Origin of the sequence: Streptomyces sp. SA15 (assembly GCF_002291145.1) — a bacterium.
Taxonomy (GTDB): Bacteria; Actinomycetota; Actinomycetes; order Streptomycetales; family Streptomycetaceae; genus Streptomyces.
Genome location: NZ_NTGE01000110.1, coordinates 64,270 through 82,861, shown reverse-complemented (window position 1 = coordinate 82,861; position 18,592 = coordinate 64,270). Strand labels below are relative to the sequence as shown.

The 18,592-nt window shown below is 70.9% G+C and carries 14 protein-coding genes; 7 read left to right on the top strand and 7 right to left on the bottom strand.

What is annotated here, in order from left to right; genetic code table 11:
• The 6 genes from CLM62_RS24975 to CLM62_RS24950 all read left to right on the top strand — a co-directional run.
• The coding region (locus tag CLM62_RS24975) for a CdaR family transcriptional regulator (protein WP_143659141.1) at positions 1-397 on the top strand (397 nt) is incomplete at its 5' end.
• A gap of 142 nt (positions 398-539) precedes the next feature.
• Positions 540-1,232 (top strand): HAD family hydrolase, encoded by a 693-nt coding sequence (locus CLM62_RS24970; protein ID WP_095752138.1) that lies wholly within the window; start codon positions 540-542, stop codon positions 1,230-1,232.
• Between the two features lie 60 nt (positions 1,233-1,292).
• Positions 1,293-2,789 (top strand): ABC transporter substrate-binding protein, encoded by a 1,497-nt coding sequence (locus tag CLM62_RS24965; RefSeq protein ID WP_095752137.1) that lies wholly within the window; start codon positions 1,293-1,295, stop codon positions 2,787-2,789.
• Complete coding sequence (locus CLM62_RS24960) at positions 2,786-4,552, top strand: ABC transporter permease subunit (RefSeq protein WP_257004075.1); 1,767 nt, start codon at positions 2,786-2,788, stop codon at positions 4,550-4,552. Before CLM62_RS24965 ends, CLM62_RS24960 begins: the two co-directional genes overlap by 4 nt.
• Positions 4,542-5,516 carry an ABC transporter ATP-binding protein gene (locus CLM62_RS24955; RefSeq protein WP_095752135.1) on the top strand — a complete coding sequence of 325 codons (975 nt, stop codon included), beginning with the start codon at positions 4,542-4,544 and terminating at the stop codon, positions 5,514-5,516. The genes CLM62_RS24960 and CLM62_RS24955 overlap by 11 nt, the downstream gene beginning before the upstream one ends.
• On the top strand, positions 5,513-6,193 hold the full coding sequence (locus CLM62_RS24950; RefSeq protein WP_095752134.1) for a dipeptide/oligopeptide/nickel ABC transporter ATP-binding protein: 681 nt from the start codon (positions 5,513-5,515) through the stop codon (positions 6,191-6,193). The genes CLM62_RS24955 and CLM62_RS24950 overlap by 4 nt, the downstream gene beginning before the upstream one ends.
• Here the strand turns inward: CLM62_RS24950 and CLM62_RS24945 are convergent.
• Entirely contained in the window at positions 6,180-6,764 is a 585-nt protein-coding gene (locus CLM62_RS24945; protein ID WP_095752133.1) for a TetR/AcrR family transcriptional regulator, read from the bottom strand. The two genes, CLM62_RS24950 and CLM62_RS24945, sit on opposite strands and share 14 nt — an antisense overlap.
• Positions 6,765-6,860: 96 nt before the next feature.
• Here CLM62_RS24945 and CLM62_RS24940 point away from each other — a divergent pair, with 96 nt between their 5' ends.
• Complete coding sequence (locus tag CLM62_RS24940) at positions 6,861-8,399, top strand: MFS transporter (RefSeq protein WP_095752132.1); 1,539 nt, start codon at positions 6,861-6,863, stop codon at positions 8,397-8,399.
• Positions 8,400-8,445: 46 nt separating this feature from the next.
• On the opposite strand, the gene serA is transcribed toward CLM62_RS24940, so the two are convergent.
• The 6 genes from serA to CLM62_RS24900 form a co-directional block, all read right to left on the bottom strand.
• On the bottom strand, positions 8,446-10,035 hold the full coding sequence (gene serA / locus CLM62_RS24935; RefSeq protein ID WP_095752131.1) for a phosphoglycerate dehydrogenase: 1,590 nt from the start codon (positions 10,033-10,035) through the stop codon (positions 8,446-8,448).
• A gap of 274 nt (positions 10,036-10,309) precedes the next feature.
• The gene (gene ilvC, locus CLM62_RS24930; RefSeq protein WP_095752130.1) at positions 10,310-11,311 is read right to left on the bottom strand and encodes a ketol-acid reductoisomerase; all 1,002 of its coding nucleotides are present in this window, start codon (positions 11,309-11,311) and stop codon (positions 10,310-10,312) included.
• Positions 11,312-11,429: 118 nt separating this feature from the next.
• A complete protein-coding gene (gene ilvN, locus CLM62_RS24925) occupies positions 11,430-11,954 on the bottom strand; it encodes an acetolactate synthase small subunit (RefSeq protein ID WP_095752129.1) in 525 nt (174 codons plus the stop codon).
• A 19-nt stretch (positions 11,955-11,973) separates the two neighbouring features.
• The gene (locus CLM62_RS24920; protein WP_095752128.1) at positions 11,974-13,830 is read right to left on the bottom strand and encodes an acetolactate synthase large subunit; all 1,857 of its coding nucleotides are present in this window, start codon (positions 13,828-13,830) and stop codon (positions 11,974-11,976) included.
• Between the two features lie 249 nt (positions 13,831-14,079).
• Positions 14,080-17,145, bottom strand: coding sequence for a bifunctional diguanylate cyclase/phosphodiesterase (locus CLM62_RS24910; RefSeq protein WP_095752144.1), 3,066 nt, complete (start codon positions 17,143-17,145; stop codon positions 14,080-14,082).
• Positions 17,146-17,597: 452 nt separating this feature from the next.
• The gene (locus CLM62_RS24900; protein ID WP_095752126.1) at positions 17,598-18,572 is read right to left on the bottom strand and encodes a 2-hydroxyacid dehydrogenase; all 975 of its coding nucleotides are present in this window, start codon (positions 18,570-18,572) and stop codon (positions 17,598-17,600) included.
• Positions 18,573-18,592: the final 20 nt, after the last annotated feature.

The following is an 18,592-nucleotide window of genomic DNA, read 5'->3' as shown; positions in this document are numbered from 1 at the left end:
GATCGCCGCCGCGCGCACCGGCCTCGCCGAGTTGGGCGCCGCCTGGCGGGAGGCGTCGGCGGCGGCCCGCGCCGCCCTGGCGGAGCCGCACCTCGGCCCGATCGCCGACTGGGCGTCCATCGGCCCGTACCGCCTGCTGACCTCCCTGCCCCCGGAGGCGACCCACGACCCCGCCGTCCGCACCCTCCTCTCCCCCACCCACCGCGAACTCGCCCGCACCGCCGAGGTCTACCTCGACTGCGCCGGCCAGGCGGGCCGCACGGCCGCCGAGCTGGGCATCCACCGTCAGACCCTCTACTACCGCCTCTCCCGCGTCGAGCAGCTCACGGGCCTGGACCTGGACGACGGGGAGGATCGGCTGCTGCTGCATATGGCGCTGAAGGGGGCGCGGCTGTAAGAACTCGGGGCGGTCTGACCAAGAAGAGTCAGGGAGGTGGCCCGAGTGTGCACGCTCGTCCAGGACGCCTCGGCCGGCCTCTCGACGTCCTGGTCGTCGACCTCCCGTTACAACGGCCAAACGTTGCGCGGACCCTATAGCCATGCCGCTGCTACTGCTCGACCTCGACAACACACTCGTCGACCGCGATGCCTCCTTCCGGAAGGCGGCGGCCGAATTTCTCGCCGAACACGCCCTGCCCGAGGCCGACCTCGACTGGTTGATGCGCTTGGATGCGAGCGGCTACACGCCGCGTCAGGACGTCGCCCGAGCCATGTCCGAGCGCTACGACGGCAGCCTCCCGGAGAGCGCTGTCCACCAACTCCTCGACCGGGGCGCCGCCGAGCGCGTCATCCTGCCCGAGGCCACCCGCGAGGCGCTGGGCACGGCGGTCGCCGACGGATGGGTCTGCGCCGTCGTCACCAATGGGCGTGTGGCCCAGCAGGAGACGAAGATCCGGAACACGGGGCTGGACCGTCTCGTCCACGGCTGGGTGATCTCCGAGGCCGTCGGCCACAAGAAGCCCGCACCGGAGATCTTCCATGCGGCGGCGGCCTCCGTCGGCGCCGCACTGGACGGCGCCTGGATGATCGGCGACGCGCCGCACGCCGACATCCGTGGCGCGCAGGGCATCGGAGCGCGCAGCGTGTGGGTCTCGGGTGGCCGGCCGTGGACGGAGACGACCTACCGGCCCACCCACATCGCGCAGGACGCCGCGGCAGCCATCGCGCACGTCGTCACTCACGTCGGCACGCCCGTCACTACATATGACATTCGGACAGATTATTGGAAATGATTGTCATCATGCTACGGTCTGCGCTATCGCCTTTGACCGCCCCTTTACCCGGAGGGTCCCGTGCGCCTCCCCGCCCGCCGCCTGCTCCCCGCCACCGCCCTCACGGCCGCCTCCGCCCTGCTCACCGGCTGTTTCTCCGGTACGGAGTCGGCCACGGACGCCGAAGGAGGCGGCAAGCGCATCCGTGTCGCGATGATGCAGCCCCCGCGCTCCGGGCTGTCCCCGCTGTCCGACGACGCGTTCAAGCTGTCGCGCTGGTCGACGGCCGAGACCCTGGTGAAGCTGAACGCCGACGGTGATGCCCAGCCGTCGCTCGCCACCAAGTGGACGCAGGCCGGACGAAGTTGGACCTTCGAGATACGCGACGGCGTCACCTTCCACGACGGTACGAAGCTCACCGCCGAGGCAGTCGTACGGTCCCTGAGCAAGGCCGCCACCGCCGCCCCCAAGCCCCGCATCCTCGACGGCGTCGAGCTGACGGCGAAGGCCCAGGACGCCGACACCGTCGTCGTCACCACCGGCACCGAGGACCCTCTCGTCCCGCAGCGGCTCAGCTCGCCCCAGCTGTCGATCCTCGCCGAGAAGGCCTACGCGGGGAAGACGGTCAACCCCGTCGGCGCGGGCACCGGCCCCTTCGAGCTCACCAAGGTCAACGGGACTTCCTCCGCCGCCCTCGACCGCTACGACGCCTACTGGGGCGGTAAGGCCAAGGCCCCGGGGATCGACGTCAAGTTCGTGCCGGACGGGACCGCCCGTGCCGCCGCCCTCCGCAGCGGCGAGGCCGACATCGTCGAGGCGGTCCCGGTCTCGCAGGCCGCGCTGCTCGAGGAGGACCTGATCACCGAGGTCCCGATGCCGCGCACCAACACGCTGTACCTCAACACCGAGAAGGGCGTCTTCAAGGACGCCTCGCTGCGGGCGGCGGCACGGGAGGCCATCGACGCCGAGTCGCTCGCGACGGGCGTGTACGAGGGACGCGCCGACGTCGCCGAGGGGCTGCTCGGCCCCGCCCTTCCGTGGGCGGCCGAGCTGCGCAAGCCGGTGACTCGGGCCAAGGCCGGGGGCCCCTCCGGGAAGGCCGTCACCATCGGTACCTACACCGACCGCGCCGAACTGCCCGAGGTGGCCGCGGCCCTGCAACAGCAGCTGCAGAAGGCCGGGTTCAAGGTGAAGCTGGACATCCGCGAGTACGCGAACATCGAATCCGACGCGATGGCGGGCGAGTTCGACGCGTTCATCCTCTCCCGGGCCACCGTCCTCGACTCCGGCGACCCGGTCGCGTACCTGCACAGCGACTTCGCCTCCAACGGCACGTTCAACCTCTCCAAGCTCGCTGACCCCTCCGTGGACCAGGCGGTGCGGAAGGCCGGCGAGACCAAGGTCGGCGACACGCGACGCGCGGCGATCATCGCCGCCGAGGCCGCCGTGCTCGCCACCGACGCGGCCGTGCCGATGCTCCACGAGCGAGTGATCCAGGGCGACGCCGCCGGCGTGGTCGGCGCCGCCCACGACCCGCGCGAGCGGGAACTCGTCACGGCGGGCACCTACGTCAAGTGAGCGTGCGCACAAGGGCGTTGGTCAGCGTCGCCGGACTGACCCGCATCCTCTGTCTGGTCGCCGTGCTGGCCGTCGTCGGCCTGCTGCCCTGGCTCTCCGGCAAGGACCCGGCGCTGACCGTGCTGCGCGCGCGGTCCGCCGAACAGGAGGCGACACGGGAGGCCCTGGACGCCATCCGGCGGGACCTCGGACTGGACGCCGGTCCCCTGTCTCTGCTGGGACATTGGGCTGCCGACCTGCTGCGCGGGGACCTCGGCACGTCCTGGGTGTCGGGGAGCGAGGTGCTGCCGTCCGTCGTCTCCGGGCTGCAGGTGTCGCTGGGGCTGATGGCCGCGGCCCTCGGCGTGGCGCTGCTGCTGGCCGTCGTCCTGGTCGCGCCCGTGCTGGTGCGGGGGCGGGGATCGGCCGGGGCCTTCGCCGCGATGCTGGCCGCCGTACCCGAGTTCCTGCTGGCCACGGTCGCGTTGCTGGTGTGCGGGGTGTGGCTGGGGTGGCTGCCGACCTCCGGGTGGGTGGGGCCCGAATACATGGTCCTGCCCGCGCTCGCCCTCGGTGTTCCGGCGGGCGGCCTGCTCGGCCGACTGGTCGCGGACGCGCTGCCCGCCGTGCTGGACGAGCGGTGGGTGGAGCTGTGGCGGGGCGCGGGAGTCAACCGGGCACGGATCGCGGGGGCCGCCCTGCGGCGCGTACTGCCACCGCTGGTCCCGCAGTTCGGGATGGCCGCCGTCGGTCTCACCGGTGGCGCGGTCGCCGTGGAGGTGGTGTTCGCGGTGCCCGGCATCGGGCGCACGGCCCTCGGCGCGGCCAGGTCGCAGGACCTGCCGCTGCTCCAGGGTGCGATCCTCGCCCTCCTCGCCCTCGGCCTGGTCACCGGTGCGCTGGCCGCTCTGGTACGGCGTCGGCTGCTGGGCCCGGCCCTGCGTGACGCCGGCCTGTCCCTGCCGCCGGTCCGACCGGTCCGTACCCACCCGGCGATCCCGTTGACCCTGCTCACCGTGCTTGCCGTGGCCATCGGCTGGGGCCTGCTGCGCGACCCCTACGCGATCGACACGACGGCCCGCCTCTCCGCTCCTTCCTGGTCGCACCCCCTGGGCACCGACGGCCTTGGCCGTGACGTGCTCGCCCGTCTCGGTCACGGGGCCGCCTCGACCGTCGGCACGGCGGCGGCCGTCTGTCTGCTCGGGCTGTTGATCGCCCTGACGCTGGGCTTCCTGCCGGGCGTGGCCGCCGGGGCCGCCGACATCGCCAACGCCTTGCCCCCGGTGATCGTCGGCATCCTGGTCGCGGCGGTCGTGGGACCCGGCACCGGCGGCGCCGCCCTCGCGGTCACTCTGCTGTCCTGGCCCGCGCTGTCCGCGCACGCGGCGGCCCTGGTGCAGGAGGTGCGCGCGTCGGCGTTCCTGACCGCCCAACGGGCCATCGGCGCTCCGCCGTGGTGGATCCTCACCCGGCATGTGCTCCCGTCCGTGGCGGCGCCCGTCGCCCGGCACGCCCTCCTCCGCCTGCCCGGCATCGCCCTCGCCCTGGCCTCCTTGGGCTTCCTGGGCCTGGGTGCCCAGCCGCCCGCCCCCGAGTGGGGCCTGCTGCTCGACGAGTCCCGCGCCTACGTGGAACGCGCCCCGTGGGCGGCCCTCGCCCCCGCGGTGGCACTGGCCCTGCTGGCGGGGCTGGCGGTGTCCGGGGCGGCGTACGCGCAGGGCCGGAAGGTCACGCGGGTCAGGAAGACGGCTCAGGTGGCGAAGGAGGCCCCCGTTGGAGTCTGAGGTGTTGCTCTCGGTACGCGATCTCCGCATCGCCTTCGACGGCGTCGAGGCCGTCCGCGGCCTGTCCTTCGACGTCCGTCCGCGCGAAGTCCTCGCGATCGTCGGAGAGTCGGGCGCGGGCAAGTCCCTCACCGCCCGCGCGCTGCTGGGCATGATGCCGCGCGGTGCGACGACGACCGGGGACATCCGGCTCCTCGGTGATCCGGACCTAGTGCCCCGGCGCGGCCGCCGGATCGCCCTGGTCCCCCAGGACGCCCTGTCCGCCCTCTCCCCCGTGCACCCCGTGGGCGACCAGCTCGCCGCCGCCGTACGCTCGGTGGCCGGCGTGTCCCGCAAGGAGGCGCGGGCCCGGGCGGTGGCGGCGCTCGACCGCGTCGGCATCCCGGACGCCGTACGCAAGGCGCGGGCGTATCCGCACGAGTTCTCCGGCGGCATGCGGCAGCGGGCGGTCATCGCGATGGCGACGATCAACGAACCCGACGTCCTGGTCGCCGACGAGCCGACCACCGCCCTCGACGAGGAGCGCCGCGACCAGGTGCTGCGCGTCCTCGGCGAGCAGCGGGAGGCGGTCGGCGCCGCGCTCGTCCTGGTCACGCACGACCTGGACGTCGTACGGCAGCACGCGGACCGCGCACTCGTCATGTACGCCGGACGTCTGACCGAACTCGGCCCGACAGACCAGGTGTTGGCCCGCCCCCTGGCCCCCTACACGGCGGGCCTGCTGGCCTCGCTCCCGGAGCACGCGCACGGCCGCCGCCTGCCCACCCTCCCCGGCACCCCGCCCGCCCCGGGCGCCCTCCCGCCGGGCTGCGCGTTCGCCCCGCGCTGCCCACTCGCGGCGGACGCCTGCCACGAGGCCGAACCGGAGCCGCGGCCGGCGGACGAGCGGCTGGTGGCCTGCCACCGCTGGGAGGAAGTCCCGGATCCCGCCGTCGAGTTGTTCCAGGTGAGGCAGCCCGCATGAGTCACGCACTGCTCGACGTCCGCGACCTCGTCGTCCGCTACGGCCCCGTCACCGCGGTGGACCACGTCTCCTTCGCCCTGGAGGCCGGCGAGACCCTCGCCCTCAACGGCCCCTCCGGCTGCGGCAAGTCCTCCACCGCGCTGGCGGTCCTGCAACTGCGCCGCCCGGACGACGGCGAAGTCCGCTTCGAGGGCAGCGAATTGACGGCCCTGACCGAACGCGAACTCCGTCCTCTCCGCCCGCGCATGCAGCCCGTCTTCCAGGACCCCTACGGTTCTCTCAGCCCCCGTCACCGTATCCGCGACGCGGTGGCGGAACCGCTGAAGGTCCAGGGCCGCTGGAACGCGGAGGACGGCCCCGCCCGCGTGGCCGAACTCCTCGACCGCGTCGGCCTCGACCCGTCGTACGGGGACCGCCACCCGCACGAGCTCTCCGGCGGCCAGTGCCAACGCGCCGGAATCGCCCGGGCGTTGGCCTCCGATCCACGTCTGCTCGTCCTCGACGAACCGGTGTCGGCCCTGGACCCGTCGGTGCGGGCCGGCGTGCTGAACCTGCTCGCCGACCTCCAGGACGAGCTGGGGCTCGGCTACCTGTTCATCTGCCACGACCGGGCGGTCGTACGGCACTTCGCGGACCGCGCCCTGGAGATGCGGGGCGGGCGGATCACTCCTTCATGACTGAGGCGATCACCTGACGCAGTCCCTCGGTGAGCTGCTCCGCGCCGGGCGCGGTCTTCGGGTCGAAGGTCCATTGCGCGATCAGCCCTGTCATCAGGGTCACGTAGAACATGCCGAGGGTGTCCACGGTCTCGTCAGGGACGTCCTCCTCGCGCCCGCCCATGAGCAGCGGAATGAGCCCGCGCGCGGCCTCCCGCTGCGCCAGCGCCAGGTGATCGCGCACCTCGGGCATCTGATCGCCCATGACCAGGACCTCCATGCTGAGGTGCCAGATCGAACCCGGATCCCGCATGGTGCCGACGATGTTCGACCACACCCCCTGGAACCGTTCGAGGGATCCGGGCTCGGTGGTGCTCATGGCGGTCCCGTCCCCGTCGAAGGCGTCGCCCATCCCCTCGACCAGTGACACGTACGCCTGGGCGAGCAGCGCGTCCTTCGAGCCGTAGTGGTAGCCGATCGAAGCCAGGTTGGTCCCCGACTCCTTGACGATGTCGCGCGCGGTCGTGCGCGCGAACCCCTTCGCCAGCAGGCAGCGCTTGGCGCCTTCGAGCAGATCCTCACGGTGTCCCATGCGGGCCACCCTACTCCGATCCATACAACCGTCCTATACGGCAGTCTTATACAATCGTTCTAGACAAGCGTATAAGACGGCCGTACAGTCGCCGACATGACGAACTCGACGAGCTCTTCCATGGGCGCCCGAGCCGGGCGCCGCGAATGGACCGCCCTGGGCGTGCTGATGCTTCCGCTGCTCCTGGTCTCGATGGATGTCTCGGTCCTCTACTTCGCGATCCCGGCGATCAGCGCGGACCTCGAGCCGAGCGGCACCCAGCAGCTGTGGATCTTCGACATCTACGGATTCGTGCTGGCCGGCCTGCTGATGACGATGGGCTCCCTCGGCGACCGCATCGGCCGCCGCAGGCTGCTGCTGTTCGGCGCGGCCGCCTTCGGCGCGGCCTCGCTGCTCGCGGCGTACGCGAACAGCGCCGAGACCCTGATCGCGGCCCGCGCGCTCCTCGGCGTCGGCGGCGCGACCCTGATGCCCTCCACGATGGCGCTGATCCGCACGATGTTCACGGACTCGGACCAGCGCGCGAAGGCGGTCGGCCTGTGGTCCGGCGTGATGACGGCCGGAATCGCGCTCGGCTCGGTGATGAGCGGTGTGCTCGTCGAGCACTTCTGGTGGGGCTCGGTCTTCCTGGTCAACCTGCCCGCGATGGTGCTGCTCCTGGCCGTCGGACCGGCCCTGCTGCCCGAGGCCAGGAACCCCGAGCCCGGCCGCTTCGACCTGCTGAGCGTGCCTCTGTCGCTGGCGGCCGTGCTGCCCGTGATCTACGGCCTGAAGGAAATCCCGTCCCAGGGCTGGAACGTGGGGTACGTGCTGTCGGTGACCGTGGGCCTGCTCTTCGCCGCGCTCTTCGTCCACCGCCAGCGCACGATCGCGTCCCCGCTGATCTCACCGGCGCTGTTCCGGGGCCACGGCTTCGCCCCGGCGCTCGGCCTCTACCTCGTCGCCGCCTTCGGGATGATCGGGTCCGCCTACTTCACGACGCAGTACATCCAGTCGGTCCTCGGCAAGAGCGCCCTGGAGGCCGCGCTGTGGAGCCTGCTGCCGTCGGTGCCCATCGGCTTCGCGGGAGTGGCAGGATCCCAGCTCGTGCGGCGGGGCGTGCACCGGGCGCGTGTGGTCGCCGGCGGCTTTCTGACCACCGCGGGCGGTTACGGGTTGCTGGTCCTCACGGACACGGACTCCCTGTGGCTGCTGCTGGGCGCGTGCGCCGCCCTGGCCTGCGGGGCCGTCGTCGTCATGTCCCAGCTGGCCGACCTGGCCCTGGGCACCGCTCCGGTGGAGAAGGCGGGCTCGGCCTCGGCCCTGCTGGAGACGGCCGCCGAGTTCGGCGGCGCGCTGAGCATGGCGGTGCTCGGTGCCATCGGTACGGCGATCTACCGCCACGAGATGCCGTCGTCGGCCCCAGCCTCGGCCGACGAGACGCTCGGGGGCGCGCTGGCCATCGCCCGGCAGCTCCCGGAGCGGGCGGGCGACGTCCTGGCAACAGCGGCCCGCGAGGCCTTCACCCGCGGCATGCATGCGGCGGCGATCGCGGGGGCGGTGCTGCTGGTAGGGGCGGCGGTGCTGGCAGCGGTGACGCTACGGCGGGTCGAGGTACGGGAGGAGACTGCGGACCCGGAGAAGGTACCGGCATGACAAAAGCCGGGTGGGCTGTGTCCCACCCGGCTTTTGCCGTGGAGCGTCAGACCAGGTTCACCGCGCGAGCCGACGTCGCGCCGATCTCCTCGGCGACCTCGGTCAGCACCCCGGCGGGCACGGTGTCATCGACGGTCAGGACCGCCAGCGCCTCGCCACCGGCGATCGCCCGCGACACCTGCATGCCGGCGATGTTGATGCCGGCCTCGCCGAAGATACGGCCCACGGTGCCGACGACACCGGGACGGTCCTCGTACCGCAGGACGACCATGTGGTCGGCGAGAGCGAGGTCGACGTCGTACTCGCCTACCGCGACGATCTTCTGGAGGTGCTTCGGGCCGGCCAGCGTGCCGGAGACCGACACCTCCTCGCCGCTGCCGAGCGTGCCGCGCACGGTGACGACGTTGCGGTGGTCGGCGGACTCCGAGCTGGTGGTCAGCCGCACCTCGACGCCGCGCTCCTGCGCGAACAGCGGGGCGTTGACGTAAGACACCGTCTCGTCGACGACGTCCTCGAAGACACCCTTGAGGGCGCTGAGCTCCAGCACCTTCACATCGTGCTGGGTGATCTCGCCGTACACCTCGACGTCGAGGCGGACGGCGACCTCACCGGCGAGCGCGGTGAAGATCCGGCCGAGACGCTCGGCGAGCGGCAGACCCGGCTTGACGTCCTCGGCGATGACACCGCCCTGGACGTTCACGGCGTCCGGGACCAGCTCACCGGCGAGCGCCAGGCGCACCGACTTGGCGACGGCGATACCGGCCTTCTCCTGGGCCTCGTCGGTCGAGGCACCGAGGTGCGGAGTGCTGACGACCTGGTCGAACTCGAACAGCGGCGAGTCCGTGCACGGCTCCTTCGCGTACACGTCGAGGCCGGCACCGGCGACCCGGCCCTCCTTCAGCGCCGAGTACAGCGCCTCCTCGTCGACGATCCCGCCACGCGCGGCGTTGACGATCCGCACGCTCGGCTTGACCTTGCGCAGCGCCTCGTCGCCGATCAGGCCGAGGGTTTCGGGGGTCTTGGGCAGGTGGACGGTGATGAAGTCGGAGACCTCGAGCAGCTCGTCCAGCGACAGCACCTTCACGCCCATCTGCGCGGCCCGCGCGGGCTGCACGTACGGGTCGTAGGCGACGACCTTCATGCCGAAGGCGGACATGCGCTGTGCGACGAGGGCGCCGATCCGCCCCAGACCCACGACACCGAGGGTCTTCTCGGCGAGCTCGACGCCCGTGTACTTGCTCCGCTTCCACTCGCCGTTCTTCAGGGCGGCGTTGGCCTGCGGGATGTTGCGCGCGGTGGCCAGGAGGAGACCGCAGGCCAGCTCGGCGGCGGTCACGATGTTCGAGGTGGGGGCGTTGACGACCATGACGCCGGCCTTGGTGGCGGCGGAGACGTCGACGTTGTCCAGGCCGACGCCGGCTCGTGCGACGACCTTCAGCTTGCGGGCGGCGGCGATGGCCTCGGCGTCGACCTTGGTGGCCGAGCGGATCAGGATCGCGTCGACGTCGGCGATAGCGGGGAGCAGTTCGGCCCGGTCGGCTCCGTTGCAGTGCCGGATCTCGAAGTCCGGCCCCAGCGCGTCGACGGTGGCGGGCGACAGCTCTTCAGCGATGAGTACGACTGGTTTCGAGCTCACGTTAGTCCTCACATGTCCAATGCGGACGGCCGTCCCGACGGCCGCAGGCGGTGGAGGGGAGCGGCGCCGGGGAAGGGCGGGAGTGCGCCTGCACTTCCTCGGTGTCGCTTGGCCGCGTGGAAGACGCACGACGCTGTGGGCCTGACGCGTATGTATTACGGCAGTCTAGTGGCGTGGCGTGGGTCGTCTTACGCCTCTGCGGAAGGATCACCCGGACGAGAAGAGGCCCGGCTGTGGCACCGGATTCATCAGGCGTCACAGCCGGACCTCGACGTCACGCTTCTTCGTCGTTGACCCAGCTCATCAGCTTGCGCAGCTCCTTGCCGGTGGTCTCCAGCAGGTGCTCGGAGTCCTGCGTCTTGTACTCGTTGTACTTCTTCAGGCCGCCGTGGTACTCGTCCATCCAGGCCTGGGCGAACGAGCCGTCCTGGATCTCGGCGAGGATCTTCTTCATCTCGGCCTTGGTGGCGTCGGTGATGATCCGCGGGCCGGTGACGTAGTCGCCCCACTCGGCGGTCTCGGAGATCGACCAGCGCATCTTCTCCAGGCCGCCCTCGTACATGAGGTCGACGATCAGCTTCAGCTCGTGCAGGCACTCGAAGTAGGCGATCTCCGGCTGGTAGCCCGCCTCGGTCAGCGTCTCGAAGCCCGCCTTGACCAGCGCGGCCGTACCACCGCAGAGGACGGCCTGCTCACCGAACAGGTCGGTCTCGGTCTCCTCGGTGAAGGTCGTCTTGATGACGCCGGCGCGGGTGCCACCGATGCCCTTGGCGTACGACAGCGCCAGCGCGAAGGCGTTGCCGGTCGCGTCCTGCTCGACAGCCGCGATACACGGAACGCCGCGGCCCTCCTCGTACTGGCGGCGGACCAGGTGGCCCGGGCCCTTGGGGGCGACCATGCAGACGTCGACGCCGGCCGGGGGCTTGATGAATCCGAAGCGGATGTTCAGGCCGTGGCCGAAGAACAGCGCGTCGCCGTCCTTCAGGTTCGGGGCGATGTGCTCCTCGTAGACCTGGGCCTGGATCGGGTCCGGGACCAGGATCATGATGACGTCGGCCTCGGCGGCGGCCTCCGACGGCGTCACCACGCGCAGGCCCTGCTCCTCGGCCTTCGCCTTGGACTTGGAGCCCTCGTGCAGACCGACGCGCACGTCGACACCCGAGTCACGGAGCGACAGCGCGTGGGCGTGGCCCTGGCTGCCGTAACCGATGACCGCGACCTTGCGGCCCTGGATGATGGACAGGTCGGCGTCGGCGTCGTAGAACAGCTCGGCCACTTTGGGTTCTCTCCTTGTGTGCAGGTGTTGCGTCCCACCGTATGACGGCGGGCGGAAGGGAAGTCTCGGGGTCTCGTAATTCGGGCGGCCGGCCGCTGCCGACCGCCCGTTCGGAGCCTTAAGCCGACCGGTCCAGCGCGCGCAGCGACCGGTCCGTGATCGAACGCGCTCCGCGCCCGATCGCGATCGTGCCGGACTGGACCAGCTCCTTGATGCCGTACGGCTCCAGCATCTTGAGCATGGCCGACAGCTTGTCGCTGCTGCCGGTGGCCTCGATGGTGACGGCCTCCGGGGAGACGTCGACGGTCTTGGCGCGGAACAACTGGACGATCTCGACGATCTGGGAGCGCGTCTCGTTGTCGGCGCGCACCTTCACCAGAACGAGTTCGCGCTGAACGGCCGAACCGGGTTCCAGCTCGACGATCTTCAGCACGTTGACCAGCTTGTTGAGCTGCTTGGTCACCTGCTCCAGCGGCAGGTCCTCCACTCCCACCACGATGGTGATGCGGGAGATGTCGGGGTGCTCGGTGACGCCGACGGCGAGCGAGTCGATGTTGAAGCCGCGGCGGGAGAACAGGGCGGCGATCCGGGCGAGGATGCCGGGCTTGTTCTCCACCAGGACGGAGAGCGTGTGCTTGGACATGTCTCTTGGTCTCTCTCGCTCAGTCGTCTTCGTTGTCGCCGAAGTCGGGGCGGACGTCCCGGGCGGCCATGATCTCGTCGTTGGAGGTGCCGGCGGCGACCATCGGCCACACCATCGCGTCCTCGTGGACGATGAAGTCGACGACGACCGGGCGGTCGTTGATCGAGTTCGCCTCTTCGATGACCTTGTCGAGGTCGGCCGGGTCCTCGCAGCGGATCGCGTAGCAGCCCATGGCCTCCGACAGCTTCACGAAGTCGGGGACGCGGGTGCCGGAGCTGGGCTGCTTCCCGTCCGCCTCGGGGCCACTGTGCAGCACCGTGTTGGAGTACCGCTGGTTGTAGAAGAGAGTCTGCCACTGGCGGACCATCCCGAGGGCGCCGTTGTTGATGATGGCGACCTTGATCGGGATGTTGTTCAGGGCGCAGGTGGTCAGTTCCTGATTGGTCATCTGGAAGCAGCCGTCGCCGTCGATCGCCCAGACGGTCTGCGCGGGAGCGCCCGCCTTGGCGCCCATCGCGGCCGGGACCGCGTAGCCCATGGTTCCGGCGCCGCCCGAGTTCAGCCAGGTCGCGGGCTTGTCGTACTGGATGTAGTGGGCGGCCCACATCTGGTGCTGGCCCACGCCCGCGGCGAAGATCGTGCCGTCGGGGGCGAGCTGACCGATGCGCTCGATGACCTGCTGCGGGGACAGCGAGCCGTTGTCGGGCTGGTCGTAGCCCAGCGGGTACGTCTCGCGCCAGCGGTTGAGGTCCTTCCACCAGGCGCTGTAGTCGCCCAGGTGACCCTCGCTGTGCTCCTTCTGGACGGCCTGGACCAGGTCCGCGATGACCTCGCGGGCGTCGCCCACGATCGGCACGTCGGCGGCGCGGTTCTTGCCGATCTCGGCCGGGTCGATGTCGGCGTGGACGATCTTGGCGTACGGGGCGAAGCTGTCCAGCTTGCCGGTGACGCGGTCGTCGAAGCGGGCTCCGAGGGCGACGATCAGGTCGGCCTTCTGCAGCGCGGTGACGGCGGTGACCGAACCGTGCATGCCCGGCATTCCCACGTGCAGCGGGTGGCTGTCGGGGAATGCGCCCAGCGCCATCAGGGTGGTGGTGACGGGCGCCTGGGTGAGTTCCGCGAGGACCTTCAGCTCGGCGGTGGCCTGGGCCTTCAGGACGCCGCCGCCGACGTACAGGACGGGCCGCTTGGCGGCGGTGATCAGCTTGGCCGCCTCACGGATCTGCTTGGCGTGCGGCTTGGTGACGGGCCGGTAGCCGGGCAGGTCCATGGTGGGCGGCCAGGAGAAGGTCGTCTGCGCCTGGAGGGCGTCCTTGGCGATGTCGACCAGGACCGGGCCGGGGCGGCCGGTGGAGGCGATGTGGAACGCCTGCGCGATCACCCGGGGGATGTCCTCGGCCTTGGTCACCAGGAAGTTGTGCTTGGTGATCGGCATGGTGATGCCGACGATGTCCGCCTCCTGGAAGGCGTCCGTGCCGATCGCCTTGGAGGCGACCTGGCCGGTGATCGCGACCAGCGGCACGGAGTCCATGTGGGCGTCGGCGATCGGCGTGACCAGGTTGGTGGCGCCCGGGCCCGAGGTGGCCATGCAGACGCCGACCTTGCCGGTGGCCTGCGCGTATCCGGTCGCCGCGTGGCCGGCGCCCTGCTCGTGCCGGACCAGGACGTGGCGCACCTTGGTGGAGTCCATCAGCGGGTCGTACGCCGGGAGGATCGCGCCACCGGGAATGCCGAATACCGTCTCGGCGCCGACCTCCTCGAGAGAGCGGATGAGGGACTGCGCACCCGTGACGTGCTCGGGGGCGGACTGATGTCCTCCGGATCGGGGCCGCGGCTGCGGGTGATGGGCCCCGGTGGCCTGCTCGGTCATCGGCATTCTCTTCTCGGTGCTGTGGGTTCTGCAGAGAGGTTTCGCGAAGTTTGTGCGGTGTACGACTGTTGTACGGCAGGTGCCTGTGCAACAAAAAACCCCTCGTGCCATAAGGCAAGCGAGGGGAGCGCGCCGGGTGGGGTCGCTGGGAGTTCCGGGTCCGTCCGGAGGTCACCAGCGTCAGCCGACGCGCTTTCCAAGTACGAGAATTCGGGTGCGCATGGCACAGACCCTCTCCCCGGCACACACCACGTGTCAAGTGGGTGGGACGGGAGTCTCATTATGTGAGCGGAGGGCACTGCCACCTTCGAGAACAGCGGTCACTCCACTGGTGTACACCCCCGCACCCTCGACACCGACACGCCCCTTCGGCTCTCTCACGCCGCCCGCGAACGCGGGCTCGGCCGGTCCGTGCGGCACCGGATAGTGGCCGGAATTCAGCGCCCGACGCAGCCGGTACTCGTCCAGTGGCGCGGAGAACGCCATGCCCTGCCCGTGCGTGCAGCCCATCGCGCGCAGCGCCACGACCTGCTCCGGCAGGTCCACGCCGTCGGCCACGGACTGCAGCCCGAGATCGGCGGCGATACGCAGCAGCCCACTGGTGATCTTGTGTAGCCGCGCGGACTCGACGACACCCTCGACCAGACCACGGTCCAGCTTGAGGACGTCGACGGGGAGCCTGCGCAGGGCCGTGATCGCCGCGTATCCGCTGCCGAAGCCGTCGAGGGCGATCCGGACGCCGAGTCTGCGCAGCGCGCTCAGCCGACGCTCCAGTTCGTCCAGGGAGACCCTTGGGTCGGTGTCGGACAGCTCGATCACCAGCGCTCCGGACGGCAGGCCGTGCCGGGTCAGCAGGGCCTCGATGGAGCCGAGCGGCATCGAGCGGTCCAGCAGCCGGCGAGCGCTCATCCGGACGGCCACGGGTACGGACAGCCCGGTCGCCGCGCGCTCCGCGGCCTGTTCCACGGCCTCCTCCAGGATCCAGCGGCCCAGCTCGGCGGTCTTGTCGCTGTCCTCGGCCACGCGCAGGAACTCGGCGGGCGTGAACAGAACCCCTTGCGAGGACCGCCAGCGTGCCTGGGCGGTGACCGACGCGATCCGGCCGTCCTCCAGACACACCACCGGCTGGTGCAGCAGGGTGAACTCGCCGTCGTGCAGCGCGGCACGCAGGCGCGTGGCCAGCTCCGCCTTCCGTACGACGTCCTGCTGCATCTGGGGGGCGTACAGCTCGACGCGTCCCTTGCCGCCCGCCTTGGCGCGGTACATGGCGAGGTCGGCGTTGCGCAGGATCTCGCCCGCGCCCAGGCCGGGCTCGGCGAAGGCGACGCCGATGGAGGCGTTGACCCGGACATCGTTGCCGTCGATGAGATACGGCTGCGAGAGCGTCGTCCTGAGGCGGTCGGCGAGCTCCAGGATGTGGCGTTCGCGGGCGGTGCGGTCACGGGTGCCGTCTCCGACGATCAGGGCCGCGAACTCGTCGCCGCCCAGCCGGGAGGCGGTGTCCCCGTGCCGGACCGCGTCCTGGAGCCTGCGGGCGGCTTGGACGAGCAGCTCGTCCCCGGCCTGGTGCCCGATCGTGTCGTTGACGGCCTTGAAGCCGTCGAGGTCGATGAAGAGGACGGCCGTACCCCGGTCGGAGGAGCGGCGTCCGGACAGGGCCTGCTGGACGCGCTTGGTGAACAGGGCACGGTTGGGCAGGTCGGTCAGCGGGTCGTGCTCGGCGTTGTGCTGGAGCTGCGCCTGCAGGCGCACTCTTTCGGTCACGTCACGGCTGTTGAAGATGAGGCCGCCGTGGTGACGGTTGACGGTGGACTCCACGTTCAGCCAGCCGCCGTCGCCGGACCGGAAGCGGCACTCGATGCGCGTGGTGGGTTCGTCGAGCGGGCTGGCGGCGAGGAAGCGGCGCACCTCGTGCACCACGCAGCCCAGGTCCTCCGGGTGGATGAGACCGGCCAGTTCCGTGCCCACGAGGTCCTCCGCGGGGCGTCCGTACACCCCGGCGGCGGCCGGGGAGACGTACCGGAGGATGCCGTTGGGCGCGGCGATCATGATGACGTCGCTGGAACCCTGCACCAGGGAGCGGAAGTGGTTCTCCTTCTGCGCCAGTTCCTGGGTGAGGGTGATGTTGTCGAGCAGCATGATGCCCTGGCGCACCACGAGGGCGAGCACCACCGTGCCGCCGGTGAGGAGCACCACGCGGTCGACGCTGCGGCCGCTGAGGACGTTGTAGAGGATCCCCAGAGTGCAGACGGCGGCGGCGAGATAGGGCGTGAGGGCGGCGAGGGAGCCGGCGATGGGCCGGGCGGCCGGATACCGGCTGTGATCACCTCCCTGCGCGGGCTGCGCGGACGGGTGGTGGTGCGAGCCGGTGCGCTGTCCTGGCAGGTGCTCGTGCACCACGCGCGTGTGCCCCTCGCTGCCGTGCCGGTCCCTGGGGTGCCGGTCCCTGCTGTGCCGGTCCGCGTGCGCCTGCCCGGGCCGCGGGGCGGCCCAGGGGGCGTAGGCGAGCAGCAGCGAGCCGGCGAACCAGCCCGCGTCGAGCAGCTGGCCGGAGCGGTAGGTGTGGTGGAACAGCGGCGAGGTGAACAGGGCGTCGCACATCACGGTCAGGGCGAGCGCGCCGATCGCGGTGTTCACCGCCGTACGGTTGACCGCCGAGCGCCTGAAGTGCAGGGCGAGAACCATGCTGACCAGGGCGATGTCGAGCAGCGGGTAGGCGAGCGACAGCGCGGTGTGCGACACGCTCGATCCCTCGGACTTCGCCGCCTGGGCGAGGGCGAGGCTCCAGGACAGCGTGAGCAGCGAGCCGCCGATCAGCCAGGCGTCCAGGCCGAGGCAGACCCAGCCCGCCTTCGTCACGGGGCGCTTGGCCAGCACCAGCAGTCCCACGATCGCGGGCGGCGCGAAGCACAGGAAGAACAGGTCGGCGTAGCTGGGGCTGGGGACGGGGCGTCCGAGGACGACCTCGTACCACCCCCAGACCAGGTTGCCGAGGGACGCCATCGCCGAGGAGAGGCCGAACAGCAGCCAGGCGGGTCGAAAGCGGACACGGCGGTTGCGCGCGTAGAGGAAGCAGGACACGGCGGCGGCGCCGGCCGCGGCGCTCAGCCCGAAGTCGCCCATGATCAGCGCGACTTGCTGCGAGCCCCAGCCGAGCGCGGAACCGACGGCGTATCCCGCGCACACCAGGGCCAGTACGAGTTGGGGGACCATGCTCGATCCGCTGCCGGAGGCCGACGGGCGGATCAGCGGCGCCCCCGGCGAAGGCTGTGCCCGCAGCGCTCCGTCGAGGGTGGTCGTGGAAGAAGGGGGCGAACTCACCGGTCCCTCCCGGTCCGCGCCGCCCCCGGGTCCCATGGGTCCCGGTGGGCTGGGTGCGCATGCCTCCTGCGGCTGCTTTGCCTGCGGTGGTGATGGCTGTTGAGGTGGTGATGGCTGTAGTGGTGGTCATGGCTCTGAGGGGCGCCGTGACAGCCGTGGTGGCTGCTTTGGCCGGCGTCGTCACCGCGTCTGAGCGCGGCCGAGTGCCAGGGTCGCCGTCGGCGGCCCTGCCGCCGCGTCGGATCGTTCGTCCATAGGCCGTGCATCGCCCGTCGCCCCCCTCACAGTCTGAAATGTCCATCCCCGGCGCCGAACGGTCGCGGCGCAGCCCCTGTCGGGACGATACACCAGTCTCGTCACTCAGGGACATAGGTTCTCTACTCTCCGTGACGATCAACAGATATATGAGTACCCACCGCGTCCGCAGGAACGCGGACGGTACTCGAAACGGATTACACGTCTGTTGCCCCGTCCGGTGCCAGATCTGTCATGCCCGTCGTAAGGATCACGTTCCGCAGTGGCTCCCGGTTCACGAAACGGTTCAACTGGTCCACCAGCAGTCGCTTGGCGCGCGGCAGGAACGCGGACGTGGGCCCTCCCACGTGCGGGCTGACGAGCACGCCCGGCGCTCGCCACAGGGGGTGCCCCGGGGGCAGCGGCTCGGGGTCGGTGACGTCGAGGGCGGCGGTGATGCGGCCGGTCTCCAGTTCCGCGAGCAGGGCCTTGGCGTCGACGACGGGCCCGCGACCCACGTTGACCAGCAGCGCGCCGTCCTTCATAAGGGCGAGGAAGTCGGCGTTCGCCAGGTGGCGGGTGGTCTCGCTGAGGGGCGTGACGAGGACGACGACGTCCGCCTCCGGCAGCAGGGAGGGCAGTTCGGTGAGTGGGTGCACCGGTCCGCGCGCCGTGGTGCGCGCGGAGCGCGCGACGCGCGCCACCCGCGCGACCTCGAACGGAACGAGCCGGTCCTCGATCGCTGACCCGATCGACCCGTACCCCACGATGAGGACGCTCTTGTCGGCCAGCGCGGGCCGGAACCCGCCGCGCCACTCCCCCCGGTCCTGGGCGCGCACGAAGTCCGGTACGCCGCGCAGCGAGGCGAGGATGAGAGTGAGCGTGAGCTCGGCGGTGCTCGCCTCGTGCACCCCGCGCGCGTTGCACAACCGCACGCCGGGAGGCAGGAATTTCAGCCCCGGCATCACGTTGTCGACGCCGGCCGACAGGGTCTGCACGACCTGCACGGAGCTCATCCGGGGCACGGGCCGCAGTCCGACCTCGACGGGCTTCATGTAGGGGACGACGTAGTACGCGCAGTCGGCCGGGTCCGCGGGGAAGTCCTCGGCGCCGTCCCAGAAGCGGTAGTTCGGCCCCTCGGGGAGCCCTTCGATCTCGTCCGGCGGGATGGGGAGCCACACGTCAGCTGTCATGGTCAGGAGGCTATGTCAGG